The organism is Archangium sp. (assembly GCF_057119385.1).
On the sequence record NZ_DBNGVP010000033.1, the window covers coordinates 1 to 24,755 of the forward strand.

Genomic DNA, 24,755 nt, shown 5'->3' on the forward strand with positions numbered 1-24,755 from the left:
GCTTCCGGCTGGCGGCCTCCTTTGCCGGGCGGGGTTTGAACCCGCAGGGTCCCTTCGTGAAGTTTCCGCTCCTACATCGCTTCCTCCTCACCCAGGCTTCGCCTGGCGCACTCCAACTGTTGGACAAGTTCGTGAAGACCGCGCCCGGCTGGGACCTCCTCCGAGGGCCCGGCTCAGCGGCCGGCCGTGGCCGCCCCGGGTGCCAGGACGATCTCGATGCGCCGGTTGAGGCTGCGGTTCTCCGGCGAGTCGTTGGGCGCGATGGGCTGGTACGGGCCATAGCCCGCCGCCGACAGCACCGTGGGGTCCACCCCCGCGTCCTGCAGCGAGCGCACCACCGCCATCGACCGCGCCAGGCTCAGCTCCCAGTTCGACGGGAACGGCCCCTTCGGGTCCGTGGGCACGTCGTCCGTGTGCCCCTCCACCCGGATGATCTTCCCCTGCACCCCCTTCAGCGCCTCGGCGATCTTCGCCAGCGCATCCTGGCCCTCCTTGCCCACCCGCGCCGAGCCCGAGGCGAACAAGATCTTGTCCTTCAGGTTCACCGTCATCCGGCCCTTCAGCTCCGACAGCTCGATCTTCCCCTCGGAGATCTCCTTCTCCAGGCTCTTGGCCAGGCTCTCGTACTCGGCGCTCCGCTTCTCCAGCGCCTCCTTCGCCTCCGCCAGCTTGCGCCGGGAGCTGGCCAGCTCCTCGTTGAGCGCGGTGAGCTCGGCGTTCTTCTGCTCCAGTGCCCGGCGCTCGGCCGCGCCCGCCGTCAACCGCGCCTCCGCCGTGTTCAGCCGCGTGCTCAGCGCCGCCTGGTCCTGCTCCAGCCCCGCCACCTTCTCCTCCAACCCCTTCACCTGCTCCTCCAGCTGGCGCACCTTCGCGTCCGCCGCCGCCCGGGCCCCCTTCTCCTCCTGCAACTGCTCGTCGAGCGTCTGCGCCCTCTGCATCGCCGCGTCGTACTTGCCCTGCGGCACGCACCCCGTGGCGAGCACGAAGGCGCACAGTGGTGCCAGCAGCTTCTTCCCCATGTCCCGTCCTCCTGGAATATAGTTTGAGCAGCAATCATACCCCTCCACGGGCGCCTGGCGAGCGGGAAGCGCCCGCTCCCCCGCCGCTGGACGTGGGCCTCGCGCTTCGCTCTTCTCCCCGCCATGAGCCATCCGCGCGGCCTCCACCGCCGCTCCTTCCTCAAGGCGAGCACGGCCCTCGCGCTGCCCTTCGTGCTGGGCCGCTGCACTCTTCCCGAGAACGGCAGAGGCCTGCTGCCGGACCCCGACGGCGTGTTGGAGCTGCCCGAGGGCTTCCGCTACCGCATCCTCGAGCGCCGGGGAGAGCGGATGAGCGATGGCTACCGCGTCCCGGGACAGCCCGACGGCATGGGCTGCTTCGCCGGGCCCGAGGGCGGCAACACCCTCGTGCTGATGCGCAACCACGAGCTCGAGGCGGGCCAGGAGAACATGGGCCCGTACTTCCCCGGGCAGCCGGTGCCACCCCAGGCGTACCGGCCCCAGGGCGGCAACCCCGGCGGTGTGACGCGCGTGGTGGTGGACGCCAACACCTTCACCCGCGTCTCCAGCAACCTCGTGCTCACGGGCTCCGCGCGCAACTGCGCCGGTGGCGCCTCACCGTGGGGCTGGCTCACCTGCGAGGAGACCGTCAAGGAGGGCCACGGCTCCGTCTTCCTCTGTGACCCGGCGGCCAGCGAGGTGCGGGACGCGGTGCCCATTCCCGCGCTCGGCAAGATGAACCACGAGGCGGCCGTGGTGGACCCCACCACCTTCGTCACGTACCTCACCGAGGACCGGGGTGACAGCTGCCTCTACCGCTTCGTCCCGGAGCGCCCGGGCGAGCGGCTCGGGCCGGAGTCGCGGGGCCGGTTGCAGGCCCTGCGCGTGGAGGCTGAGCCCGGACGGGACATGAACGCGCGCGTCCGGCCGGGCGACACCTTCCAGGTGGACTGGGTGGACATGCCCCGCCCGGATGCCCAGGACGACTCCCTGCGCGCACAGGGTGCCGGCCGCGGGGCCGCCCTCTTCCGCCGGGGCGAGGGCATCTTCTTCCACGAGGGCGCCCTCTACTTCTGCGCCACCACGGGCGGCCCCGAGTCCGGCGGGCAGCTCTGGCGCTACACGGCCTCGGGGCCGCAGGGCGGTACGCTGCGGCTGCTGGCCCAGGCGGAGGATCGGGGCCTGCTCGACATGCCGGACAACATCTGCGTGGCTCCCTGGGGCGACGTGGTGATGGCCGAGGACGGAGACGACCCGCGCAGGCCCGACGAGCACCTGCGCATCCTCACGCCCTCCGGAGAGGTGAGGAACCTCGCGCGCAACGCGCTCTCCCAGGGCGAGTTCGCCGGGGTGTGCTTCTCTCCGGATGGGCGCGCGCTCTTCGCCAACATGCAGAGCGACGGCCTCACCCTGGTCATCACCGGCCCCTTCCAGCGGTACACCGGCACGGGGCTCTGAGTCCCTTCAGGAAGTCACGTCGACTTCCCGGGTTGGAGAACAGGGACAGACACCCTCACCCCGACCCTCTCCCGGGGGGAGAGGGGATATATCCCTTCACTTGTGGTCGCGTGAGCCGCCCACCCGGCCGGCGTCGAGCACGGCCCGGGAGAGATCGTCCATCACCCGCAGCAGCTCCTGCCGGACCTCGTCGGAGGAGCTGCGCAGCTGCGTGGTGAGGATGTGCAGCGCGTCTCCGGGGGCGGAGGCCTCATGCAACATGCGGGCGGCCGTGCGCGTGGCGGTGAGCGGACCTTCCACGTCCTCCGCCACGAGCCGGCGCAGCCGCTCCAGGACGGTGTTGGTGGCGCTGGCGGCGGGCGCCGGAGCCGGAACGTGGGCGGGCTCCGCGCCCACCGTCACCGGGCACACCCGGTTCCGGCCCTGGCGCTTGGCGTTGTAGAGCGCCGCGTCGGTGAGCTCGATGAGCTCGGACATGGAGGTGGCGTGCGCGGGGTAGCAACCCACTCCGGCGCTGATGGTGAGCGCGCGGCTGCCGCCCCGGGCGCCGTGCACCGTGGCCCCGTCCACCGCGGCCCGGAAGCGCTCGGCGGCGATCAACCCGTGCTCCAGGTCCGTCTCGGGGAGGATCATCGCGAACTCCTCGCCTCCGTGCCGGGCCACCACGTCCGTCGAGCGCGCCGTCTGCCGCAGCCGCAGGGACACCTCGCGCAACGCCTGATCCCCGGCGGTGTGGCCGAGGTTGTCGTTGACCTGCTTGAAGTGGTCCAGGTCCAGCAGCACCAGCGTCATCGGGTGCTTGTAGCGCTGGGCACGGCGGAACTCGACGCCCAGGGCCTCGTGGAAGTAGGCGCGGTTGTACAGCCCGGTGAGCGGATCCGTCACCGCCACCAGCATGGCGCGGTCACGCGAGGTGCGCAGCTGGCGCTGGCGGCGCTGGCGGCGCAGGGCACTGGCCAGACGCGCGGCCAGCTCGGCCATGGGCGTCTGCAGGGTGAGGTAGTCGTCCGCGCCCGCGTCGAACGCCAGCACGCGCCGCGAGGTGGACTCCACCTCGTCCACCACCAGCAGGGCGGGCGCCTCCTCGTCGAAGCCGAAACGCTTGAGCAGCGGCTGCTCCCCCTCGAGCGCCACCGGGTAGCTGACGATGAGCAGATCCGCGTCCGACGTGCCCAGCCGCTGCGAGGGCGCGCGCTGGGTGAGCTGGAACTCGCCGCCCACGGGCGTGCCGCGCAGGGCCCGGGCGAGCCGCTCGCTCACCACGGGCATGTGGTGGACGATCTCCACCCGCGCCTGGGGAGGGGTGGGCGCGTCCGGCTCGCGCATGACGCGGGCCATGGCCTCGTGCTGCGCCTGCAGCTGGGCGCGCATCTTCCCCAGCGAGATGAACGAGCGCACCCGCGCCAGCATCTCCGCGTCCGGCGCCGTCTTCGTGAAGAAGTCGTCGGCGCCCGCCACCAGGCCATTCACCCGGTCATCGGTGGAGTCCAGCGAGGTGAGCAGGAGGATGGGCGTGTTGCTGGTGCGCGAGTGGCTGCGCAGACGGCGCGTCAGCTCGTGGCCATTCATCTCCGGCATCATCACGTCGAGGATGAGGAGATCGAACGGCTGGGGGCCCTCGGTCGCGAGCCCGAGGGACTCGCGAGGCGAGGTGGTCATCACCACGTCCAGCCCGCTCTCCATCAACCGGGAGCCGATGGCTTCGAGTGCGATGGGGCTGTCATCCACCAGGAGGATGCGGCCCGTGGTTCCGAGGGAATTGAGCGCTGCCATGGGATCCGATCTGTCTGCCGACCTTCAGGCTATCAGGTGGAAGGGAGGGAGGGAGGGAGGGGGGCGGGAATTGCTCCCTCCCGGACACCCTCCCCTGCCTGCTGGGGAAGCCCCCCTCACCAGGTGATGACGTAGGTGCAGCGATCGCCCCGCCACTTGCGGCACGGCTTCGTCTCGTCATGCACCACGCGTGCACTCGACTCGTAGCGCTGGGCCATGCCCGTGAGCACGCCGTGGTCGAACGCGCAGGGGTACGGCGTCTCGCACAGGCTGATGATCTTCCGCTGCCGCGGCACCGGCTCGTAGCCGTAGTGGCCGATCCCCTCTTCCATCCGCCCGGTCTCCAGGTCGAGCATGGGCCGGCCATTCTTGCGGTGGTTCAGGTGGTACGACACGTCCACCGTCTTGAGGGCGCTGTGGATGTCGCGGATGCTCTCCGGCAACCGCACGCTGCGGGGAATCGCCATGCCGATCTGCATCAGCAGCCCGTCCCCCACCTGCTTGCCGATCTGCTGCAAGCACAGCAACCAGGAGCGCTGCGGGTACCAGCCCTCCAGCTCCAGGTGTGCCAGGCCCTGGGCAGTGGGCGTGCCAATGCCCTCGTCCAGCAGGTAGGCGCTCCCCAGCACCGCGAAGTGGCTGAAGCCATCCACGACCGCTTTCACCGCATGTCCCTTGACCTCGATGCCCTCTTCGAAAGGGACGAATTGCATGTCGCGGCCCCTCCCCGTGGCCCTACCTTTCAGGACTGTAACACCCAACGCCGGAAAGCAGACAAGTCCGGCCTTCTTCCCTCTGCACGTGACCGGGTACGTCTTGACACGTGACCGGGTACACGTTGACCCCTCAATAGGGCTTCTCAATAGGGGTTTCCCGCTACCGCCGCGCCGCAGAAGTGGGTGATGGCGCGGGTCAGGTACGCCTCGCAACGGATCAGATCCTCCAGGGGGACGTACTCGCCCGTCTGGTGCGCCACGCGGATGTCCCCCGGGCCGAACACCACGGCCTGCGCGCCCAGCTCCGTGAGCTGCGGGGCCTCGGTGCCAAAGGGCACCGTGATGGGCGCGTTGCCGGACAGCTCCGCCAGCACCCGCACCACCTCCGCGTCCGCCCGCGTGTCCACCGCCGGCTCCGCCCGCAGCAGCTGGATGCGCGCCTCGTAGCCGGGCTCGTCGCGCACCAGCTCGTGCCGGATGGACTCCAGCAGCTCCAACACCCGCTCCTTCGGCTGGCGGGGAATGGGGCGCCACTCCACCGTGAAGCGGCACGCCCCGGAGATGACGTTGGGCGCCTTGCCCCCGCTGATGAGGCCCACGTTCACCGTGGTGAAGGGAGGCTCGAAGGACTCGTCCCGCTCCTCGCGCAGCCGCGTGCGCGCCAGCGTCTCCAGCTTCTGCAGGAAGCGCCCCGCGCGGAAGATGGCGGACGCGCCCTCGTCCGGGTACGCGCTGTGCCCCTCGCGCCCCCGCACCTCCACCTCCGCCAGGCAGTACCCCTTGTGCGCCCGCACCGGCACCAGCCTCGTGGGCTCGCCCACGATGGCGTGCCTCGCCCGCCCCTTGCCCAGCGCCACCAGGTGCTTGGCTCCCTCGCAGCCCAGCTCCTCGTCCGCCGTCAGCAGCACCATCAACGGCGCCTTCAGCTTCCCCGTGAAGTGCGTGGCCGCGTACAGCGCGCAGGCGATGAAGCCCTTCGTGTCACACGATCCCCGGCCGTACAGCTTCCCGTCCCGCTCCGTCAGCCGCAGCGCGTCCGTCCACGCCGCGTCGTACGGCACGCAGTCCGTGTGCCCCACCAGCGCCAGCCCCGCGCGCTCCTCGCCGCCTCCGCCCTTCACGGCCACGAGGTTCACCTTCTCCACCCCCGCCCCGTCCCGGTACGTGACGCGCTCCACCTGGAAGCCCGCGGCCTCCAGCCGTGCCCCCGCCAGGTCCACCAGCGGCGCATTGGGGCGCGTGGACGTCGTGTCCAGCGCCACCAGCTCCCTCAACGTCTCGCGCAGCTCGGGCAGGGTGTCACTCACGGTGGGGCCTCCGGGGCTCGGGATTCCGCGCTCCGCGCGGGGTGGGCACCGGAATGTAGACCCTCACCCTGGCCCTCTCCCAGGGGGAGCGGGGATTTCTCCTAGGCCTGCACCTCGGCGCCTTCGTCGGCCACCACCCAGGGGCGTTGGCGCACCGCGTCCTTCACCCACGTGATGTGCCGCTCCTCGTCCCGCCGGTTCTTCTCGATGAGCGAGCGCACCGCGGGGCTCCACTCGAAGTTCAGCGCCAGCTCGTAGGCCCGGTTGGTGAACTCCTCGTTGCCGAGCATCGCCACCAGCGCCGCCTCCGTCCCCATCATGCTCGTCATCGCCGTCAGGCCCTTCATCGCCGCGCCCTTCAGGTCCGGCCGCAACTCCACCGGCTCGCCCCCGAACTGGCGGATGAACGCGTTGAGGTCCTGCACATGCCGCACGTGGTCCACCCGGAAGTCGTTCAGCCGCTCGCGCACCAACGGCTCCTTCACCCGCGCGATCGCCGCGTCGTACGCCCCCACCGCGTCCACATCCATCTGCGCCAGGCTCCGCAGCTTCTCCACCTCGGACTTGCGACCCATGTCTCCTCCCCGCCCCCTCGCCTCAGAGTCCCCGGCAATCTGATCGGACCCGCCCGCACGGCCAACCCCACCGCCCCGGCGCCCGCCCGGACAGCAGGCGGGGAGGCTCACCCGCTCCGCGTCCTCCCCCGTGCGCACCTTTGCCCCACACCTCTCTCCCAGTGGAGGCACTGGAACATGAAGAACGAAGACGCGGTCACCACCCATGTCGAGATGCAGACGCGGCGCATTCCCTCCATCGGCTTCCTCGGCGTCGCCATCGGGTGCATGGCCGCCAGCGCCCTCCTGATGATCAGCGGGCGCAAGACGTGGGCGAACTTCGTCGGCCAGTGGGCCCCCACCATCCTCATCCTCGGGACCTACAACAAGATCGCCAAGACGTTCTCCGCGCCCCTCGACGAGGAGCAGCGCGTCCAGCACGGCGGCCACCCCTCCCTGCTGAAGTCGCCCGAGGAGCTCACCCGCCAGATGTCTCCGCAGCCGGTGAGCTGAACCCGGTGGCCCCCTGCCCCTCCCCCGGGAGGCGCCTGGGGGCCCTCACGCCCTCGCGGGGCGCATGCCCGTGGGCGCCGGGCCGGGCTGGGACTTGCGCCGCTCCGCGCGCCGGTGCTTCAGCACGATGGCGAGCCCCAGCAGAGCACTGAGCAACATCAGCGCGTTGGTCACCACGAAGACCCAGTTGTCCACCAGCACACTGTAGAGGGTGAAGCCCGTGGAGGCGGTGAGCTGCCCCACGAAGAGCCACCTGGACACGCCCTGGCTGCTGCCCGAGCGCCACTGTTTGTAGACCTGCTGGGCGATGGTCAGCACGAGCACGAACGAGCTGAACCAGCCGATGGCTTCGCTCCCCATGTTCTCAACGATGCGCACGCCCACGGCCGCGCGAGGCCCTTCCGCCTGGAGGGCGGGCGTCCAGTCACGGGCAGGGAATGCGGAATACGCGGCAACCACGCCGGAGCGGACACACCCTCCCCTGCGAAGCATCCACATCCAGCCCTGAGGTGCGTCCCATGAAGATTCGCGACGTGATGACTCCGGACGCCGTCGCCGCCCACCCGGAGACGACGTTGATGGCCGCCGCCGAGATGATGCGCCTGCTCAACGTGGGCTCCCTGCCCGTCGTGGAGGGCGAGCGCGTCGTGGGCATCCTCACCGACCGGGACATCGTCGTGCGAGGACTGGCCCTGGGCTTCAACCCGCGCACGGCCTCCGTCGCCGACGTGATGACGCGCAACGTGCAGACGTGCTCCGTGGACGAGGACGTGGAGGACGTCGCCCACCAGATGAGGGAGCTCCAGGTGCGCCGCCTGCTCGTCGTGGACGAGCGCGAGCGGCTCATCGGCATCGTCTCCCTGGGGGACCTGGCCATGGAGATGGAGGACCAGCGGCTCGCCGGCCGCGTGCTCGAAGGCATCTCCGAGCCCTCCTCCTCCATGACGCACTGAGGGCCCCGCTCAGAAGCCGAGCGGCACCAGGAAGGCCGTGCCGTTCTGCGTGCCGGTGCGGTAGCTCAGCGGCGCGCCGACGACGAGCGTGGGCGGAGAGCTGCCACTCCCCGCCAGCAGCGCCAGGTCGGTGCCGAAGCCCGAGCGCTCCGCCACGTCTCCCGTCAGCGTCAGCATGGGCGTGAGCGCGCCGGCCAGGTTCGGCCCGCCCGCGTACACGAACACCGCGCCGCCACCATCCGAGGCCACCGACGCGCCCGGTGCGCTCACCACCAGCTCCGGCGCGCCGTCACCCGTCAGGTCCACCCCGCCGGCCAGCGCCGAGCCGAAGCCCACCGCCCGCGTGCGGTGCACCACGATCTGCGGCTGCACGGCGGCCTCCATCGCGCCCACCACGTCCTTGCCGGACGTGCCCAGCCAGGCGTCCTTCAGCTTCTCCGTGTCGAAGAGCATCACCGCCGGCTGCGTCACGCCGTTGTAGGGCACGTTCGTCGCGCTCACCGCGAGGTAGTCCGCGCCCGTCTTGCCCAGCACGCGGCCCACGCGGGCGATGGACAGGCCCAGGCCCAGGTAGTTCATCCCCACTTCCGGGTCCGCCGCCAGCCGCACCAGCTTCGCCGTGGTGCGTCCACCGCACCGGGCGCCGCCCTTGTCGAAGCCGAACAGCACCGCCACGCCCGAGCGCGTGCTGCCATCCGAGTAGCGCCACGCCACCTCGTGGCAGCCATCCCCGTTCAGGTCCCCCAGCGCCACGGGCACCGAGGTCGTCTGCGCGAAGAAGGGCGAGGAGTAGACGGGATCGCACCCCATGGTCCGCCTGGCCAGCGAGGCGTCATCCGGCGCACGTCCCAGGAAGAGCTCGAAGCCGTTGTTGCGCAGCGCGCCGATGTCCTGCAGACCGTCGCCGTTGAGGTCGAAGCCGCCCACCACCCCGCGCCCGATGCCGCCGCGCGAGCAGGTGCCACTGCAGTTCTCCGTGATGTTGCCGATGGCCCACAGCCGGTACGCGGCCTTGTAGGTGCCATCCGCCTGGGCCAGCGACACCAGCACGCCGCCCGCCTGCAGGTCGGTGGAGCCCGTGGGCAGACACTCGGTCCGCACCGTCTGGTACGCGTTGCCCAGCTCCGTGGCGCTCGAGGCCGTCCTGGGCACGGTGAAGGACGGCGCGCCCAGCACCAGGTCCGCCCGCCCATCCCCGTTGAAGTCCGTGAAGGCCACGTCCGTGCCCACGTTGCGCCCGTTGTACAGCGGCGAGTTCGTCCCCTCGGCCACCAGCGTGCCCGCGCCACCGGCCGCGCCATACGTCCACGCCCGGCCCGCCGACAGGTCGTTACCGTCGGCGTTGATGCCCGGGCCATGGAAGCCCGGCGAGCCCACCAGCGCCACCACGGCCCCGGACGCGTCGCGCGACACCGCTACCGCCTCGCCGAAGCGCTCCACGCTCGGCTTCGCCGGCACCAGGTAGCTCGTGCGCGCCCACTCCGCGAACGAGGCACCCGCCTTCACGAAACCATCCACCCGTCCGGTGAAGGCGCGCCCGTCCGGCGCGGAGGCCCGGCCCGCGAACACCACCAGCCCCGGGTTGCCCGGCAGCGCCCACGGCGCGATGCCCACGCCGAAGGCGTCCGACTTCGCCACGCCCGGCAGGAAGGTGACGGGCTTGTTGAGGGCGGTGCCCCGGGCCAGGTCCTTCAGCGGGTACACCAGCACCTTGCCGCCATAGCGCAGCGAGGTGGTGCCCGAGCCGACGGTCGCGTAGGGCGCGCCCAGCAGCAGCTCCACGCCGGGCGTGCCGTCCACGTCCGCCAGGGCCCAGCCGCGCCCCGCCACGATGGAGCTCGCGTCTCCGTAGAACCGCGCATACGCGTTGGCGAGCAACTGCTGCGGCGGCGTGGCCGAGGGCTCGCCCGTGGGCGCGTACGTGCTCACGTCGAAGAGCAGCGCCCCGCCCGCGTCCGTCATCGCCGCCAGGCCGCCGGTGCTCCGGAGGTCCGGCGAGTCCGCGCGGTCCAGCAGCACCACCAGCAGCGGCGGCCGCGACCCCTCGGCCGGGAGGGTGCCCAGCCGCCAGGAGCCCTCGTTGCCGTCCGCGGTGTTCGTGGGCAGCACGAAGACGTCCGGCGAGGCGCGGAAGCGATTGCCCTCGGCGCGCGCGAAGAACACGGACACCGCGGGCTGGATGACACCCAGCGAGGTGTTGTCCGCCCGGTAGCGCGACGTCTTGCCCAGGGCCGCGATGTCCGCCCGTCCGTCCCCGTTGAGGTCCGCCACCACCACCGCCTGGCCCAGGTTCGTCCGGGAGCGCTGCTCCACGGCGCCGCTCACGCTCTGGTCGCTGCCGCCCAGACGGAGGGTGGGCAGGTCCGGCACGGGCTGGCCCGGGGTGAGCTGGAAGATGTCCACCACGCCGCGGTTGGTGAGGCTGCCGCTGGACGCCAGGTCACCGTTGGGCGAGCCTGCCAGCAGGTCCAGGTCCCCGTCTCCGTCCACGTCCTCAAGCGCCAGGCCCGTGCCGAAGGCGGCCCGGCCCACTCCGGCGAGGGGCGGGCGGATGCGCTCCGGCCCGCTGGTGCCGAAGCGGTACAGGTACACCGCGCCCGAGCCGTCGATGGTGACGTCCGCGCCCGGCGAGGACACCACCAGCTCCGCCCTCCCGTCCTTGTCGATGTCTCCCGCGGCCAGTCCGTCGCCGAACCGGGCCGTGTCCGTCTCGCCGGTGAGCACCCACGTGGGCTGCGCGGGCAGGCCCGACGTGCTCCCCTTGAAGATGAGCACCGCGCCCCCCTGGGGCCGGGCCAAATCACTCTCCGGCCGGCCCACCGCCACGTCCGGCACCCCATCCCCGTCGAAGTCCGCCGTCACCACCGCGGCCGTGTCGGTGATCTGCCCGTGCGGCAGCGTGTCACGCGTCAGCTCGTCCAGCACGCGCACCGACACCGAGGCCTTCTGGCCCGTGAAGGGATCCGCCGCCTCCAGCACCGCCGCGCCCTTCGCACCCGGCTCGGCCAGGAAGCGGCCAGCCGCCACGGAGCCCGGGCCGGACACCTTCGTCCAGATGACGCGGTCACTGCCGCCCACCGTCGCCAGATCCACCGAGGAGCCCGCGGGCACCGCCAGCAGCGCCGGCTCTCCGCGCAGCACCGCGTCCGTGCGGACCTCGAATTGGAGCAGGGCCTCGTCGCCCGTGCGGCTGTCACGCACGCGCACCAGGTCCACACCCGTGCCCGTGCCCGCCGTGTACAGGCCCGAGGGCGTCACCGTGCTGTTCGCGTCGCTCCTGTCCAACGAGAAGACGGGCTCACCCATCTGCCCCGTCACCTGCACCTGGAAGGACGTGCCCGGCTTCAGCATGGCCCGCGCGGGCGCCACGTCGAAGGCCGCCACCACCTCCACCTGCGCGCTCGCGTCTCCGGGGCAGCGCAGGTCCTCCACCACCAGCGTGTCCTTGGAGGGAGTGAGCCCGGCGATGAAGCGCGAGCCGCGCATCTCTCCCGAGGAGCCTCCGGGCTCGACGAGGTAGCGGTAGTGGCCGCTGCCGCCCGTGGCCGTGAGCGTGACGGGGTCATTCACCCGCGTGCGGGTGGGGCTCGCGGAGAGGGCCAGGGGCGGCAGGCCCGCGCAGGGATCCACCGCCGGAGGGGGCTCGGGAGGCGGCTCCTCCGGGATGCAGCCAGCCGACAACAGGGCGAGCACGAGCGACGCGCGGGTGACTCGAATCATGATGAGAGCGCCTCAGGGGTTCGCGCCGGTGGCCGCCCAGCGCTGGATGAGGGAGATGAGCTGCGGATCCAACGGGCCATCCGCGGGCATGCGCTGATCCTTCACGGCCGCGATGATGAGCTCCGCGTTGTCCTTCCACAGCGTGTACGTGGACAGGGGCCGGGCCGGGCCCGTGTCGTGGCACTTCGCGCACCGCGCCACATGGATGGGACGGATGTCCTTGTCCCAGCCGAGCGCCACGGAGGTGAGGGGCTGGTAGTCGAAGCTCACCGAGCGCCGGGCCTCGGTACCATCCGCGTAGCGCGCCACGGCGCTGAGGGTGTGCGGCCCGGGCTCCAGGCCCACGAAGGAGTAGGCCTTGGGCGTGCCGTCCGCCTCCGTGCCACCGAGGCTGTAGGTGGGGCCACGCACCGGCACCTCCACGCCCGCCACCTCGTAGGTGAAGCTGAGCGGCGCCACGCCCGGCACCAGCCGCGCGCGCACCACCAGCGAGTCCTCCACCACCTGCGTGCCCTCGAGCAGTCCGAGCACCCGCGGCACCGGGCCGTTGGTGAGCGCCACCGTCTCGGCGCCGAGCTGCACCCAGGCACACCCGCTCTCGTCGGCCGACAGGAAGCGGAACTCGCGCGTGTCCACGCCCGAGGCCTCGCCCCACGTGCCCGCCTCGGCGTCATGGACGAGCAGCTTGCCGTCCATGTTCACCCAGACGAAGCGCCCCGCGGCCAGCACCTGCTCCGGCTTGCGCGCGAGCGCCACCTGCCGCCACCCGTCCGCCGCGAGCCGCAGCAGCCGCGACGACGTCAGCACCCACGCCTCGCCCTTGCCCTTCTCCGAGGCGCCCAGCCCCGCCAGCCCCACCACGCGCTCGCCCTCCTGCAGCGGCAGCGAGGTGACGGGACGCACCTGCCACGTGCCCGGGGCCGTGCGCACGGCGACGCTCAGCGTCTCCTGGCGGAGGAACCACAGGCCCTGTGCCCCATCCTCGGCGGGCGCCGAGGCCAGCGCGGTGATGCCCTCCAGCGCCTGGCCATTCACCTTGAGCGCGGACAGCGCGCCGTCCTGCAGCCGGTACAGGCCCGAGGAATGTCCAAGCCACACCGCCCCATCCGGCGTCGCCGCCGTGGCCACCAGCCCCGTGCCTGGCACCTCGCGCCAGGGCGGGGCGATGAGCCAGCCGGACTGCGCCAGGAAGAGGCCGTTGTCCGCCTCCACCAGCGCCGAGCCCGCTCCCAACCGGAAGACGGCGCGGGCGCGGCCCGGCGTCACCGTGTTGCCCGGGTGGCTCTCCAGCGCCGCCCTCGTCCCGTCCAGCCGCAGGCGGATGACGCGTCCATCCGCCGTCGCGAAGATGCCGCCGCCCGTCTGGTCCGCGAAGCCGATCGCCGGGGCGATGGCCACGTCCGTCCGCACCTGCACCGGCGCGAAGGGCTGGGGACTCGGGTGGTCCCGCGGGAGGGAGGGCGTGGGCTCGCAGCCGGACAGCAGGGCCGCGAGCATCAGGGGGCCGATACGGTACGAAGCTCGGTTCATCATCACGTCGCCAGCAGCGGCTTGAGGGGTTCCACGCGCGTGATGCTGTAGTCCAGACCAGCGGACGCCAGCACCGTCGCGATGATGTGCTCGGGGAGGATGTTCTCTCCGTTGTTCGGGTCCCTGGCGCCCGTCTTCAGGTCCACCAGGCCCGCCGCCATGGCGATGTCACCGCTGTGGCCGAACACCCTGTTGTGCTTCACGCCAGCGCCCATCAGCAGGCAGCTGTTCGTCAGGTGGTGGTCCCGGCCGTTGGTGGCGTTGATGAGCGGAGTGCGGGCGAACTCGGAGAACACCAGGAGGGTGGTGTGGTCCATGAAGTTGCCGCCGGACGGGTGCGCGGTGCGCTCCAGGTCATCCACCAGCAGCGACAGCGCGTTGAAGCCCGTGCGCAGGTTCGTCAGGTGCGTCGTCTGCGTGCCGAAGTGGGTGTCCAGGCCGCCCACCAGGTTGATGGACACGCACTGGCTGATGCCCAGCTTCAGCGCCGTGGCCACCAGCGCCGCGCGTCCCGCCGCGCTGTCGTACGGCCCCGCGTCCGGCAGCCCGTAGAAGGCACGGACCGCGTCGTTCTTGGGCTTCAGCGCGAAGTTGAAGGCCTCGTTGAGCCCGCCCGACAGCACCTGCTGCACCTGCTCGCGGCTCGTGTGGTAGGTGTTCCCCACCCCGCCCGCGCCCAGGGCCGCCTCCTCACACGTGACGGGCTCGCCGCCCAGGGCCAGCAGCTCGGTCTCGATCTGGCTGTCCAGCCGCTTCGTGCTCGGCGACAGCGTGTCCACCAGGTCCTTCGAGCGGCTCACCCGCAGCGCGTTGGCGCTGCCGGCGTAGCGGTCGTTGTACGACTCGACGCCGTACGCGATGGACGGAATGGGGACGGAGGGCACCATCTGCCCGACGATCTCCGTCGCCGTGGACGAGCCACGCGCCGCGGAGCCGATGGGGCGCTTGCCGGTGATGAAATAGCGCATGCCCTCTTCATGCGCGAGCGTGGTCATGTTGATGCCACGCACCACCGCCATGCGGTCATAGTGCTTGGCCAGGTTGGCCACGCCCGGACCGAAGGTGATGTTGGAGCCGGCGGGCGTGATGGGGAACGGGGCCGTCCCATCGGTGAAGAGGTTGTAGCCCGGGAGGATGCGCGTCTCCGCCACGCGCTCGGGCGTGAAGACGTCCGGGTCCCTCGGATCGAAGGCGAGGAGCTGGTCCCACCCGCCCGAGAAGTAGACGAAGACGAAGCAGCGGTCCGCGGGCTTGAGCGAGGCGGCCTGCGCGAAGGTGCGGAAGGGCATGCCGCCCAGGAGGCTGGCGCCCAGGAAGCCGGCGCCGGCCTTCAGCAGGGTGCGGCGCGAGGTAGGAGTCGGTTCGTTCTTCTTCATGGTGACATCTCCCCGGAGCCGTCAGTAGGTGAGGAAGCGCGAGTCCGTCATCAACGCGATGCACACCGCGGCCAGCGCCTGGTCACGGCCGTTGGTGATGGCCTCGGCGCGCGCCGCCGCCTTGGTGAAGAAGGCAGCCCAGCGCGTCAGCTCGTCGCCCTGCAGCGGCGAGCCCCAGAAGCGGATGGACAGGTACACGAGCAGCTCGCGCACCTGGGCGTCGGAGAGCTTGCGCAAGTCCGTGAGCGGGCCGGGAATGGTGCGGCTGAGCACGCGCGCCTCGGGGGACGCCAGGCTCTTCTCGGCGGCCGCCTGGGCCATGCACACCTCGCGCGCCCCGTCCTCGAGGAACTTGGCGAAGACGAGGTTGGGCTCGGTGCTCTCCTGGTTGACGAGCGCGTAGTCGGCGCGGCCCAGGGTGGTGGCCAGGCCGCCCTCGAGGCTCGTCCACGGGCGGCCCACGGCCACCTCGATGGAGCGGGCGAGCTGGTTCACGTTGAGCCGGCGCGGCGAGCGGCCCACGCGGCCCTCCTGCAGCTCGGGGTCCGGCAGCGGCGTGCCCATGTCCCCGTGCGGGTTGCCCACGGGCTCGAGCTGGCCGTCCACCGGGGGCGGAGCGGCGGGAGTCTTCTCACACCCGGTGGCGCCGAGCGCGAGCAGTGCGAAGAGGAGCAGGCGGCGCATCAGTCGATCCTCCGGTAGGCATCGGACATCACCACGCGCTCGATGAGCGCCTTGAAGCGGTGGCCGTCCCGCGCGAAGTCATCCGCGAGCGGCTGGAGATACATGCGCTGCTCCTCCGCCGACATGGGGCGGCCGAGGAACTCCTGCCAGACGCGGCGCACCGCGCAGCGCTCCAGGTCTCCCGTCTGCAGCATGCGCTGCGCCAGCAGGGCCGGGCCGCTCTCGATGTTCTTCTCCTCGTCCGCGGTGCGGTAGAGGTACGTCTTGAGCAGACCGAGCGAGTTGGCGCCATCGCCGTCGTAGGCCTGCATCACGTACTGGCCGCACTCGCCGCCACACGAGGTGTTGCCCGAGAGCGCGCAGTCGCGGCACTTGGGGTCATAGCGGGGGAACTGCTCCGGGTGGAGGAAGAGGGCGGCGCGCTCGGCGTAGCGGCCCCAGTGGGCGCCGGTGGGCTCGATGGTGGCGTGGCAGTAGTTGCAGCCACAGCGCCTGGCCAGGTTGTTCTCCCGGTTGCACGCGTCCTCGGCGGCGGGCTGGCGGGCGTTGTCCGGCGGCGCGAAGGACTTGCACAGGAAGGCCGCGTAGAATTGGTTGACGCGCGCGCGCTGGGTGGGGAAGCGGTAGAGGAACGAGGGCGTGGTGAGCACACCCGCGTGCTCGGCGTCACGCACGTACTCCTTCCAGGTGTCCACCTGCGCGTAGGGGATGTCGGGCACCACCTCGGGCGGGGCCGGAGCCGTCACGCTGAGCACGCCCACCGCCTGCTGGGGGTCATGGTACAGCGCGGACAGCGGGCCGTTGACGAAGGAGCGGCGCGTGGTGAGGATGTTGAAGTAGGGCTCGTCGCGGCGCACCACCGACTCGGCGATGAGCTCGGGCTCCTCGTTGATGGCCTCGATGCGGGCCGTGTGCGTGGAGCCGTTGGGCGCCTCGCAGCGGCGCATGCCCTCGCCACAGCCGCAGCTGCGGTCGCCGTTGAAGCGCGCGGTGGTGCAGGGCTCCAGCGTCCAGGGGTTGGCCAGGCGCGTCTGGGCCTCGATGGCGCACACCTTCACGTCCGCGCCGCCCGCGTTCCAGAAGGGCGCGGGCCGGGTGACGTAGCCCTCGCGCTGGACGCAGCCGCGCTGCGGCTCGTAGGAGCCCTTGATCTCCACGCCACCGGTGCGCTTCTGGGTGAGCTTCAGCGAGCAGCGATCGAGCCGGGTGCTGGCGTCCGCGTAGGCCACCACGCGGTTGTTGTCCGCCGCATCCACGACGGCGGCGAGCGTGGCCGTCCGGGGCTTGCACTCATGCGGCACCAGCGTGGAGCCCACCAGGCGCATGTCGCAGAAGTAGCGGATGGAGTCGAGCGACGGCTTGTTGGCGATGGCCGTCTCGCACGAGGTCACCCCGGGGATGGCCGCGCCGCTCGCGTCCCGGTCCAGCCGGGTGCAGGTATAGAAGTTGGTGTCGTAGTCCCAGCTCACCGGCATGGGCACGCCGCGCTCGTCGTAGCGCTCGGCGGCGCACGCCGCGGCGGTGGAGGGCAGCGGCGGGTCCACATGGGTGTCCTGCCGGGCGGTGCACACGTCCTGGGCGATGGCGTTGTCGCAGGTGACGCCGTTGGCGCCGCGCAGCGGGCGGCTGCTGTTGCCGCGCAGGGACAGGGCGTCCGTGGCCGAGCCCGCGCCCGACAGGCGCGAGTTGCCGTTGTTGAAGACGCTGTTGCTCACGTTGCTCCAGAGGAGCGCACGGTGGTAGGCACGGACGCGGGCGTAGAACTCCTCCTTGTCCATGAGGGCGCGCACGTCCTCGACCGTCACCTGCCCCTTGGCCCGGGCCGCCTGGTACTCCTCATGGGTGGGCGGCCGGCCGAGCAGGTCCAGCGAGAGTTGGCGCAGATGACGCTCGAGCGGAACCTTCGAGACCGGGGCACACACCGGTTCTTCCGCGAGCGCGGGGAGAGAAGCCAAGAGAACGGCCGTCGCCAGGGGGGCGAGGAAGCGTCGTGCGAGTCGCACGGGGACCTCCGGGGGGGCGCAGCGGGGGTGACTGCGCTTGCCCTTATGCCAGGAATTCCCGTTAATGGCTATACGCTTGCTCATGTCACGAAGAAGCAAGCGTCGGCAGTTGCATGCGGGGCACAGTCGGGACAGAAAGCTACGCCATGTCTGACGCGACTTCTGCTCCGCAGGCCCCGGTGAGTGACCGTGGCTTCTACGTCTTCACGGCGGTGGTCTCCGCCGCCGCTCTCTCATTTCTCGCGTATCTGCTTCTCATCCGCCGAGGAGGAGCGGTGGAGGGGGTGGATCTGCGCTTCCTGCCGGCGGTGAACGCGAGCCTGAACGCGCTCGCGGCGGCGTTGCTGACGGCGGGCTGGGTGGCCATCCGCCGCAAGGCGAGGCGGGTGCACCAGTACCTGATGGTGTCCGCGTTCGCGGCCTCGGGGCTGTTCCTGGTGTGCTACCTGGCGTACCACTTCGTGCACGGGGACACGCGCTACGCGGGCGGCGGGGTGATGAAGACGGTGTACCTGAGCATCCTGGCCAGCCACGTGCTGCTGTCGATGTTCGTGGTGCCGGGCGCGCTGCTGTCCTTCTACTTCGCGTGGCGCAAGGCCTTCGACAAGCACCGGAAGGTGACGCGGTGGCTGGCGCCCATCTGGCTCTACGTGTCCGTGACGGGCGTGGTCATCTTCTTCATGCTGCGCGACAGCCTGCCCGCGGTGCCCTGAGGGGCCCGGGCTGCTTCAGCCGGCCAGCGCGCGCAGCCACGCCCAATCCACCTGCAATTGGCGGATGTCCTCCGGGAGAGAGGCTTCCTCTTGCGCGGGCAGCAGCCCGGCCGCCGCACGAAGACTGGTATAGGCAACGCCCCGGAGCTCAGCGGCCGCGCTTTCGTCCAACGCGACGCGCGCCAACGTCTTGAACGACTGCTCATCCGGGTGGCCACACCGCTCGACCATGGAGCCGATGGAGCGGGCGGCGAGGAGCTGTACCTCCAGATCCTTCTCGCCGCCCTCCAGCATGGCCCGGAGCATGGGGAGCGTGCGCGGGTGCCCCCAATGAAGACACAGGGCCCAGACGGCTTCGTACCGCAGCTCGGAATCCGGGCTCTTCATCAACTCCAGACCCGCCTCCATGACCTCCTCGGACGGTGGCGTATCCCTGTCCAGCTTGAGCTCCCGAAGAGCCTCCAGGACCTCCTCCGGATGGGAGGAGGTCAGGTGCCGCACTCGCTCCCTATTGTCCACGTGGCCGTCCTCCAGAAAGAGCATCCTCCATCCGGGAGATCATGGACCGGGCCTTGTCCATCGCCCGTTGGACGTACGAACGCACGGCGGGCGAGTGTGCCGGATTCTCCAGACTGCCCTCAAGTGCTCGAACGTGTCTCTTGAGATCCCTGATGGACTGGAGCATCTCGCGCCGGTGATCCCAGTAACCCCCACCGGGTTTGGGAAGCTTCTGGCCAGCCAGCTCCCTGGCAACCCCTTCGAAATCACCCGGCTTGGCATGATCTCGGATGATGTTGTCTATCTTCTGGATATGTTTGGACTGTGATTCGAGCAATGCCTGGGGTGGTGAACCATCATTGTCATCCCGGGTTTGAGCATTGTGCTCGGGAGACAACCCGCCACCCGGCCCCAGGACACTGGCGGCCACGGCCGTGGGCGCCAGGCCCACCACCAGCTCCCTGGCCCCCAGCACCACCGTCCTCACCTGCCCAGCCGCCTCCAGGCTCACCCGCGTGCGTGCCGCGGACGCCAACGCCGCCTGAGGGAACCCGGGCAACCCCGGCCCCCTGCCCACGAACTGTGTCTGTCCCCCGATGGCCGCCGTCGCCAGCAGGAGGAACACGCGCATCCCGTTGTCCCCCAGCACACGACCAAAGCGCCGGCCTGCCTGCTTCACCGCCTCCACGGTCCTCGCCCCCTCGGACTCCTCCAACAACACCCACCCGGCCTTCACCATGGACCACACCGGCCCCAGCCCCAGGTACGCCACCAGGTACACCGTGAGCACCGCCGCCAATCCCTTCGTTACTGGCTCGGGCATCATCAGTGTCAGCAGCCAGGTGCTCATCGCCGTGTAGACCATGACCTTGAAGGCCACCGGGTCGACGAGCTCGCCAAGAGGCACGGCCGCGCCTTCCCAGACGCTGTCCAAGGAGAACGAGAGCGCCAGCCGCATCCGCTCCAGCGTCTCCAGAGGGGGGCGTTCTCCGGCAGCACGAGGCACCCCTCCTCTGGTTCCATGGGCGAACACTGCCCGCGCAGCATCTGTTGGAGCGCATCCCGCTCCCCTCCTCCCCAGGAGGCGAGCACCACCCGGCCCTCCCATCGTGGCGGGGAGAGCTTCAGCGGCATGTGCAGCACCAGCTCCGTCATGGCCTGGACGAGCTCTTCCGGACGCACCTGCACCGGTGGGGGCTCGGCGGCTGGGATTGTGTGGACGATGGGGGCACCACCGCCCGTGTCCAGGACAACCCTGGGCCCACCCATACAGCCCGCCATCCAGGGCACCAGCAGCAACAACCCGAGTCCACGCCACCTGCCGCGCATGTGCACCTCCTCGCCACCTCAACGAATGCCATGTGGGCTCGCGCCAGCCTCGCCGCCCTACATTCCTGGGCGCTTCAAGCGCGGGTGTGCGGGCCGAGCGGAGTATGGTAGATCACGGGAACCCGGCCGGGAAGGTATGCGTCCCGTCCGGGTTCAACGGCAGCCTCGTGACGCTCCGCACGGCCCCGAGGGGAAGCGGGCCGTAGAGGTGTGGGAACAGGCCGGGGCGGGAACGGCTGGCAGCTGGTTCCCAGCGCAGGACGTCCCCGAGCGCGGCGACGTCCACCTCGACCAGGAACAGGTCCGGCTCGCCGGCGCGGTGCTTCGCGGCACTGGCGCGCACCTGCGCGGCGGTGGAGAAATGCAGGAAGCCGTCACGCGTGTCGTCCGCGCTGCCGCGGTACTCGCCCAGGGCTTCGGCCGCCCGCCAGTCCTCGCCGCGCACCAGGGTGTAGATGGAGGTGACGGATTCGGGCGGGCGGGCTCGGTCGCTCATGCGGGCATGATGCCACGCCTCACCGCCACTAGAAGTCCGGGTAGTTGCCCAGGGCGCACTCGAAGTAGGCGTACTGGGTGTTCGACTCCGTCGCCTGGCTGTCGACCACCTTGAAGGCGACCGTCAGCCACTCGGAGGGCTGGCCGTAGCTGGGGGGCGCGCACTGATTGTAGCTGCTGTCCCAGCCGCCCGCGTTCCATGAGCCGCTGCGCGAGTCGAACCAGTATGGTGTGTAATCACCGGTCCCGTTGCTGCCACTGGCGGAGCAGGAGACGACGGAGGAATAGCCGCGCAGGCAGGACAGGGACGCGGTGGGGTTGCAGTACTCGAGGACGCTCGTGGAGATCGTCGTGGGGGTGACGCCGCAGGTGCTGCGGTTGCCCGCGCTGTCGATGACCATGGGCAGGGCCCGCACCTCGACGGAGTGCCAGCCGCAGGACATGCCCGACATGCTGAAAGACCAGGAGCCCGAGCCGGTGCAGCTCGTCGTCCCGCCCAAGGCGTTGCAGCGCTCCTCCGAGCCGCGCCAGACTCCATTGACGTAGTAGTCCAGCCGAATCGCGTTGGCGGGGTAGTTCACCGCCCAATTGCCTCCGCCAGCCAGCTCGCCCTGGTACGAGCTCATGCCTCCAAGGGAGAGGTTGCTGACGCTCGCGCCAGAGCACAGCGCCGACGTCTCGGTGGCCAGCGGCTCCTCGGAGCGCAACGGGTCAGCGCCGGGGACCTCTCCGCACGCGAGCAACCACATCCCAGACAACACGGCATACAGGGGGGAACGAAGCGTGGATCGCTGCATCGATGCCATTCCTCAAGGAGCGTCAGCGTGAAGGAGCGTCAGCGTGACGGCTTCATCACTGACCGCGTTCAATCAAGGATACTAAACTATTGCCACTTAGTTGTAAATACCAGGAAGGTGGGATTTACGGGTGCCGTGGGTGGGACCTCCAAAGGAGGCTCACGTTGGCGTCGTGAACATGGGCGGAGGCAAGGGCCCCAGCACGGCGGTGAGCCGCATGAGCGCCTCGTCCACGAGCCCTCCCCGCGAGGCCGCCAGGCACGGTGCCCACCACCGTCCGTGCTACGCTGCCCGGCCTCCACCCGTAACGCTGTTGGCCGAGGGGTGCCCGTCGTGAGCTATCTCAACCCGCTGCGTCTGCATTTCGCAGGCAAGTTCCAGTCGAACGTGTCGACGGTCAACAACGATCCGGGACACTTCGACAACGCCTCATTCAAACCCAGCTACCAGGACATGCAGACGAGAACCGCCATGAATGGCTGGTTCAATCCGCAGGGCGACGCGGTGTGGCGGCTCCTCGGCTGCCGTGTCACCTCGGCCTGGATGCCGTCCTCCGGTGCGGTCACGTCGGATCCCGTGCTGCAATGCCTCATCGCCGACTCGGACACGCAGGCGCCGGCGAAGCTGGTCGATCTGGATCCCGAGCAGCAGCTCGTCTCGGAGATCTGGGGCCTGCAGGTGCGCATCGCCGACAGCAACGGCAACACGCTGCTGCGCGGCGATTTCACGCCCGCGGCGTTCCTGGACATCTGGGACCGCGCCATCGGCAACCTGAGCGGCGGCGATATCGACGCCGGTGCGACGTACCAGTCCGTGCTCACCAATCTGCAGTGGGCGGACGTCTCCGCTTCCCCGTTCCTCACCGCGCTCCAGGCCGCGGCCAGCGACGGACTCCTGTCCATCAAGTTCAACGTGGACAACATCAACCTGGACTTCACCTCGCCCGACTTCATGTGCGGACGCATCGTCGGGACCATCGGTCCAGCGAGCGCGTCCGAGCCCCAGCACATGGTCCTGGGTCGGCAGTTCATGGCCGCGCCATCCTCGACCCAGTTCAACTTCTTCTTCCCCGCGGGCAACATCAACTTCTTCCCGGCCGTGGTGGATTCGAGCGCCAGCTGCATCCTGCTCGATCTCGGCAATGCCCTGAGCACCGATGCGACGACGGGCCAGCCGAAGGACATCGGCGACCTCTCGCTCACCGTCCCCGGCATGAGCACACCGCTCGGCACGATTGCGTCGACGGGCACCGGCGGCTACTCGTCGGATCCAACCTGGTACTCGCGAACCGCGGGGGTCGTCTCGTTTCCGCTCAGCAGCGCTCAACTCCAGGCCATCGCGGCCGCGCCGTTGACGCTGGCGTCGTCCTCGTCGTCGATCAGTGAAGCGCCGGCCGGCACGTTCGTCCGCGCGGACCGCTTCGTCTACCGCATGAGCCCCGGCGACTCGGCCCAGGTCCAGGTCTACGCGACGCAATGGGGCAACCCGCTCGCCAACACGAGCGTGACCTTCACGACCGATCTCTCGGGCCTGCAGCCGAGCAACTCCATCCACCCGAAAGACGTACCGCCGGTCGGCACGCCGTCGAGCGCGCTCACCTTCTCGCCAACGGCCACCACGAACTGCAATGGCCTCGCGACGCTCACCTTCAACGCCAGCGATCCCGGCACGCCGCGCTACTTCAACGGCGGCCAGGACTACGGCATCGACGGCCAAGTCTACGGTGTCCGGCCGAGCTTCACCGACTCGAGCGACAACGGCGGCCCGGGGAACCCCTGGAACTTCATCAGCTTCCTGGTGTGGAGCGGTTTCACCGCGTCCAATCCGGTGACGTGGACGGACGTCGAGCCCATCTTCGTGCAGTACGGGAACCTCTACCCCGTCATGAATCGCTTCCTGCAGCTCGGCGATTACGCCTCGGTCGTGAAGCACGCGTCGCTGCTCACGCTCGCGTTTGGCCTGGATCCGTCCAATCCGAACGCGATGCCGGTCACGCGAGATCTCTCCCCCGCCAAGCGGCAGGCGATCCTCTCGTTCCTCGCCAATCCCCAGCAGGGCGTTCAGAAGGAGAAGGGGCTCAGGGCCGTGGCGCGCGCCGCCGTGGCCGCGGCCCAGGCGGAGGATCCACCGGGCAAGGTCAAGCTGGCACGTATGGGTGGCAAGGCCGCTGCCGCGGTACGGCGCGTGGTCGTCCAGAGCGCGGTGAAGGGAGGAGCAACGTCATGATCCTGCTGAAACGACAAGTTCTCGAGGGCCTCACCGCTCCCACCAGTGCGCAGGCGCTCTGGCCGGCGCTGCAGCAGGCGATCGAGCTGGAACACGCCACGATTCCCGTCTACCTGTACGCGAAGTACTCGCTCGATCCGACGAAGAACGCGGAGATCAGCAGCATCCTCGACTCGGTGATCATCGAGGAGATGCTGCACATGACGCTCGCCTCGAACGTGCTCAACGCACTGGGCGGCTCGCCCTCCATCGACAAACCCGGCTTCATCCCGAGCTACCCCGGGCCGCTGCCCGGCGGAGTCCAGAGCGGATTAATCGTCAACCTCGCGCCGTTCTCGATGACGCAATTGCAGACGTTCCTCGACATCGAGCAGCCGGAGGATCCGCTCAACTTCCCCGTCGCCGCGCTGGCGGAAGAGGCGGCGCAGCCGATCACGATCGGGCAGTTCTACACGGCCATCTCCGACGCGATCGCGTTGCTGGGCGACGGTGCGTTCGTCAATCCGCCGAGGAATCAGGTGGGGCCCGACATCATGCGGGAGGCGATCGTCGTCACCGATGTCGCCACCGCGCAGCAGGCGCTCACGACGATCATCGAACAGGGAGAGGGCACCAGCACCTCCCCCGAGGAAGTCGTCGGCAAGGGCGTCGCCCACTACTACCGGTACATGCAGATCCAGAAGGGGAAGCTGCTCGTCCCGGCCCCGCCGCCGGCCCACTACGCCTACGCGGGCGCGCCGGTGTCCTTCGACTCGACAGGCGTCTACAACGTGCCGACGAATCCGAAGTCGGCGAACTATCCGGCCGGCGGCGCGCAGCAGTTCGCCTGTGACAACTTCAACTACACGTACACGAGCCTGCTGCTCGCGCTGCACTCGCTCTTCAACGGGCAGAACACGCAGGCACAGTTCAACACGGCCATCGGTCTGATGATGTCGCTCAAGGGGCAGGCGAAGGCGATGATGTCCGGCATCCCGAATCCGGCCGTGTTCACCGGCCCCAGTTTCGAGTACCAGCCGGTCAATCCCAGCCAGACACAATCCCGAGACAGCGGGGCCCCGGCCCAGGCCCGCGCGACTCGCGCAGCGGGTGCATGACGGGCAGCACCCTCC

At 70.1% G+C, this 24,755-nt stretch carries 20 protein-coding genes and 1 pseudogene; 6 read left to right on the plus strand and 15 right to left on the minus strand.

What is annotated here, in order from left to right; genetic code table 11:
- Nucleotides 1-173: 173 nt before the first annotated feature.
- Entirely contained in the window at nt 174-1,019 is an 846-nt protein-coding gene (locus AC16DP_RS08420; protein ID WP_329734210.1) for an OmpA/MotB family protein, read from the minus strand.
- Nucleotides 1,020-1,142: 123 nt separating this feature from the next.
- On the opposite strand from AC16DP_RS08420, the gene AC16DP_RS08425 reads away from it, so the two are divergent.
- The gene (locus tag AC16DP_RS08425) at nt 1,143-2,456 is read left to right on the plus strand and encodes an alkaline phosphatase PhoX (RefSeq protein WP_329734211.1); all 1,314 of its coding nucleotides are present in this window, start codon (nt 1,143-1,145) and stop codon (nt 2,454-2,456) included.
- 96 nt (nt 2,457-2,552) lie between these two features.
- Here the strand turns inward: AC16DP_RS08425 and AC16DP_RS08430 are convergent, their stop codons facing one another.
- From AC16DP_RS08430 to AC16DP_RS08445, 4 genes are all read right to left on the minus strand, one after another.
- Nucleotides 2,553-4,229, minus strand: coding sequence for a diguanylate cyclase (locus AC16DP_RS08430; protein WP_329734212.1), 1,677 nt, complete (start codon nt 4,227-4,229; stop codon nt 2,553-2,555).
- Between the two features lie 116 nt (nt 4,230-4,345).
- The gene (locus AC16DP_RS08435) at nt 4,346-4,942 is read right to left on the minus strand and encodes a hypothetical protein (RefSeq protein ID WP_329734213.1); all 597 of its coding nucleotides are present in this window, start codon (nt 4,940-4,942) and stop codon (nt 4,346-4,348) included.
- 146 nt (nt 4,943-5,088) lie between these two features.
- A complete protein-coding gene (argE, locus tag AC16DP_RS08440) occupies nt 5,089-6,252 on the minus strand; it encodes an acetylornithine deacetylase (RefSeq protein WP_329734214.1) in 1,164 nt (387 codons plus the stop codon).
- 101 nt (nt 6,253-6,353) lie between these two features.
- Nucleotides 6,354-6,827 carry a ferritin-like domain-containing protein gene (locus tag AC16DP_RS08445; protein ID WP_329734215.1) on the minus strand — a complete coding sequence of 158 codons (474 nt, stop codon included), beginning with the start codon at nt 6,825-6,827 and terminating at the stop codon, nt 6,354-6,356.
- Nucleotides 6,828-7,004: 177 nt separating this feature from the next.
- Between AC16DP_RS08445 and AC16DP_RS08450 the strand changes: the two genes are divergently transcribed.
- Nucleotides 7,005-7,319 carry a hypothetical protein gene (locus AC16DP_RS08450; RefSeq protein WP_329734216.1) on the plus strand — a complete coding sequence of 105 codons (315 nt, stop codon included), beginning with the start codon at nt 7,005-7,007 and terminating at the stop codon, nt 7,317-7,319.
- Nucleotides 7,320-7,364: 45 nt separating this feature from the next.
- Here the strand turns inward: AC16DP_RS08450 and AC16DP_RS08455 are convergent, their stop codons facing one another.
- Nucleotides 7,365-7,679, minus strand: a complete 315-nt coding sequence (locus tag AC16DP_RS08455) for a PQ-loop repeat-containing protein (RefSeq protein ID WP_329734217.1) — start codon at nt 7,677-7,679, stop codon at nt 7,365-7,367.
- A gap of 158 nt (nt 7,680-7,837) precedes the next feature.
- Here AC16DP_RS08455 and AC16DP_RS08460 point away from each other — a divergent pair, with 158 nt between their 5' ends.
- A complete protein-coding gene (locus tag AC16DP_RS08460) occupies nt 7,838-8,272 on the plus strand; it encodes a CBS domain-containing protein (RefSeq protein WP_329734218.1) in 435 nt (144 codons plus the stop codon).
- A 9-nt stretch (nt 8,273-8,281) separates the two neighbouring features.
- Here AC16DP_RS08460 and AC16DP_RS08465 read toward each other — a convergent pair whose 3' ends face one another.
- From AC16DP_RS08465 to AC16DP_RS08485, 5 genes are read right to left on the minus strand one after another with little or no spacing between them, the layout of a single operon-like run.
- Nucleotides 8,282-11,992, minus strand: a complete 3,711-nt coding sequence (locus tag AC16DP_RS08465; RefSeq protein ID WP_329734219.1) for an FG-GAP-like repeat-containing protein — start codon at nt 11,990-11,992, stop codon at nt 8,282-8,284.
- Nucleotides 11,993-12,004: 12 nt separating this feature from the next.
- Nucleotides 12,005-13,525, minus strand: a complete 1,521-nt coding sequence (locus AC16DP_RS08470; protein WP_329734220.1) for a hypothetical protein — start codon at nt 13,523-13,525, stop codon at nt 12,005-12,007.
- Entirely contained in the window at nt 13,525-14,898 is a 1,374-nt protein-coding gene (locus AC16DP_RS08475; RefSeq protein WP_329734221.1) for a DUF1501 domain-containing protein, read from the minus strand. Before AC16DP_RS08475 ends, AC16DP_RS08470 begins: the two co-directional genes overlap by 1 nt.
- 21 nt (nt 14,899-14,919) lie before the next feature.
- Nucleotides 14,920-15,582 (minus strand): hypothetical protein, encoded by a 663-nt coding sequence (locus AC16DP_RS08480; RefSeq protein ID WP_329734222.1) that lies wholly within the window; start codon nt 15,580-15,582, stop codon nt 14,920-14,922.
- Complete coding sequence (locus AC16DP_RS08485) at nt 15,582-17,585, minus strand: DUF1585 domain-containing protein (RefSeq protein WP_329734223.1); 2,004 nt, start codon at nt 17,583-17,585, stop codon at nt 15,582-15,584. The genes AC16DP_RS08480 and AC16DP_RS08485 overlap by 1 nt, the downstream gene beginning before the upstream one ends.
- A 146-nt stretch (nt 17,586-17,731) precedes the next feature.
- On the opposite strand from AC16DP_RS08485, the gene AC16DP_RS08490 reads away from it, so the two are divergent.
- Nucleotides 17,732-18,298 carry a DUF420 domain-containing protein gene (locus tag AC16DP_RS08490; protein WP_329734224.1) on the plus strand — a complete coding sequence of 189 codons (567 nt, stop codon included), beginning with the start codon at nt 17,732-17,734 and terminating at the stop codon, nt 18,296-18,298.
- 15 nt (nt 18,299-18,313) lie between these two features.
- Here the strand turns inward: AC16DP_RS08490 and AC16DP_RS08495 are convergent, their stop codons facing one another.
- The 4 genes and pseudogenes from AC16DP_RS08495 to AC16DP_RS08510 form a co-directional block, all read right to left on the minus strand.
- Nucleotides 18,314-18,817 (minus strand): HEAT repeat domain-containing protein, encoded by a 504-nt coding sequence (locus AC16DP_RS08495; RefSeq protein WP_329734225.1) that lies wholly within the window; start codon nt 18,815-18,817, stop codon nt 18,314-18,316.
- Nucleotides 18,807-20,125: pseudogene (gene sitA5 / locus AC16DP_RS08500) on the minus strand (SitA5 family polymorphic toxin). Before sitA5 ends, AC16DP_RS08495 begins: the two are co-directional and overlap by 11 nt.
- Nucleotides 20,126-20,237: 112 nt before the next feature.
- Nucleotides 20,238-20,621 (minus strand): DUF952 domain-containing protein, encoded by a 384-nt coding sequence (locus tag AC16DP_RS08505; RefSeq protein ID WP_329734227.1) that lies wholly within the window; start codon nt 20,619-20,621, stop codon nt 20,238-20,240.
- A 28-nt stretch (nt 20,622-20,649) separates the two neighbouring features.
- On the minus strand, nt 20,650-21,417 hold the full coding sequence (locus AC16DP_RS08510; protein ID WP_329734228.1) for a hypothetical protein: 768 nt from the start codon (nt 21,415-21,417) through the stop codon (nt 20,650-20,652).
- Between the two features lie 333 nt (nt 21,418-21,750).
- Between AC16DP_RS08510 and AC16DP_RS08515 the strand changes: the two genes are divergently transcribed.
- Entirely contained in the window at nt 21,751-23,643 is a 1,893-nt protein-coding gene (locus AC16DP_RS08515) for a hypothetical protein (protein WP_329734229.1), read from the plus strand.
- Nucleotides 23,640-24,740, plus strand: a complete 1,101-nt coding sequence (locus tag AC16DP_RS08520) for a ferritin-like domain-containing protein (RefSeq protein ID WP_329734230.1) — start codon at nt 23,640-23,642, stop codon at nt 24,738-24,740. Before AC16DP_RS08515 ends, AC16DP_RS08520 begins: the two co-directional genes overlap by 4 nt.
- The last annotated feature ends 15 nt before the right edge of the window (nt 24,741-24,755 follow it).

Coding starts and splice junctions, on each gene's coding strand:
- AC16DP_RS08420 (WP_329734210.1), bottom strand. CDS start 1,019: ATGGGGAAGAAGCTGCTGGCACCACTGTGCGCCTTCGTGCTCGCCACG.
- AC16DP_RS08425 (WP_329734211.1), top strand. CDS start 1,143: ATGAGCCATCCGCGCGGCCTCCACCGCCGCTCCTTCCTCAAGGCGAGC.
- AC16DP_RS08430 (WP_329734212.1), bottom strand. CDS start 4,229: ATGGCAGCGCTCAATTCCCTCGGAACCACGGGCCGCATCCTCCTGGTG.
- AC16DP_RS08435 (WP_329734213.1), bottom strand. CDS start 4,942: ATGCAATTCGTCCCTTTCGAAGAGGGCATCGAGGTCAAGGGACATGCG.
- AC16DP_RS08445 (WP_329734215.1), bottom strand. CDS start 6,827: ATGGGTCGCAAGTCCGAGGTGGAGAAGCTGCGGAGCCTGGCGCAGATG.
- AC16DP_RS08450 (WP_329734216.1), top strand. CDS start 7,005: ATGAAGAACGAAGACGCGGTCACCACCCATGTCGAGATGCAGACGCGG.
- AC16DP_RS08455 (WP_329734217.1), bottom strand. CDS start 7,679: ATGGGGAGCGAAGCCATCGGCTGGTTCAGCTCGTTCGTGCTCGTGCTG.
- AC16DP_RS08460 (WP_329734218.1), top strand. CDS start 7,838: ATGAAGATTCGCGACGTGATGACTCCGGACGCCGTCGCCGCCCACCCG.
- AC16DP_RS08465 (WP_329734219.1), bottom strand. CDS start 11,992: ATGATTCGAGTCACCCGCGCGTCGCTCGTGCTCGCCCTGTTGTCGGCT.
- AC16DP_RS08470 (WP_329734220.1), bottom strand. CDS start 13,525: ATGATGAACCGAGCTTCGTACCGTATCGGCCCCCTGATGCTCGCGGCC.
- AC16DP_RS08475 (WP_329734221.1), bottom strand. CDS start 14,898: ATGAAGAAGAACGAACCGACTCCTACCTCGCGCCGCACCCTGCTGAAG.
- AC16DP_RS08480 (WP_329734222.1), bottom strand. CDS start 15,582: ATGCGCCGCCTGCTCCTCTTCGCACTGCTCGCGCTCGGCGCCACCGGG.
- AC16DP_RS08490 (WP_329734224.1), top strand. CDS start 17,732: ATGTCTGACGCGACTTCTGCTCCGCAGGCCCCGGTGAGTGACCGTGGC.
- AC16DP_RS08505 (WP_329734227.1), bottom strand. CDS start 20,621: ATGAGCGACCGAGCCCGCCCGCCCGAATCCGTCACCTCCATCTACACC.
- AC16DP_RS08510 (WP_329734228.1), bottom strand. CDS start 21,417: ATGCAGCGATCCACGCTTCGTTCCCCCCTGTATGCCGTGTTGTCTGGG.
- AC16DP_RS08520 (WP_329734230.1), top strand. CDS start 23,640: ATGATCCTGCTGAAACGACAAGTTCTCGAGGGCCTCACCGCTCCCACC.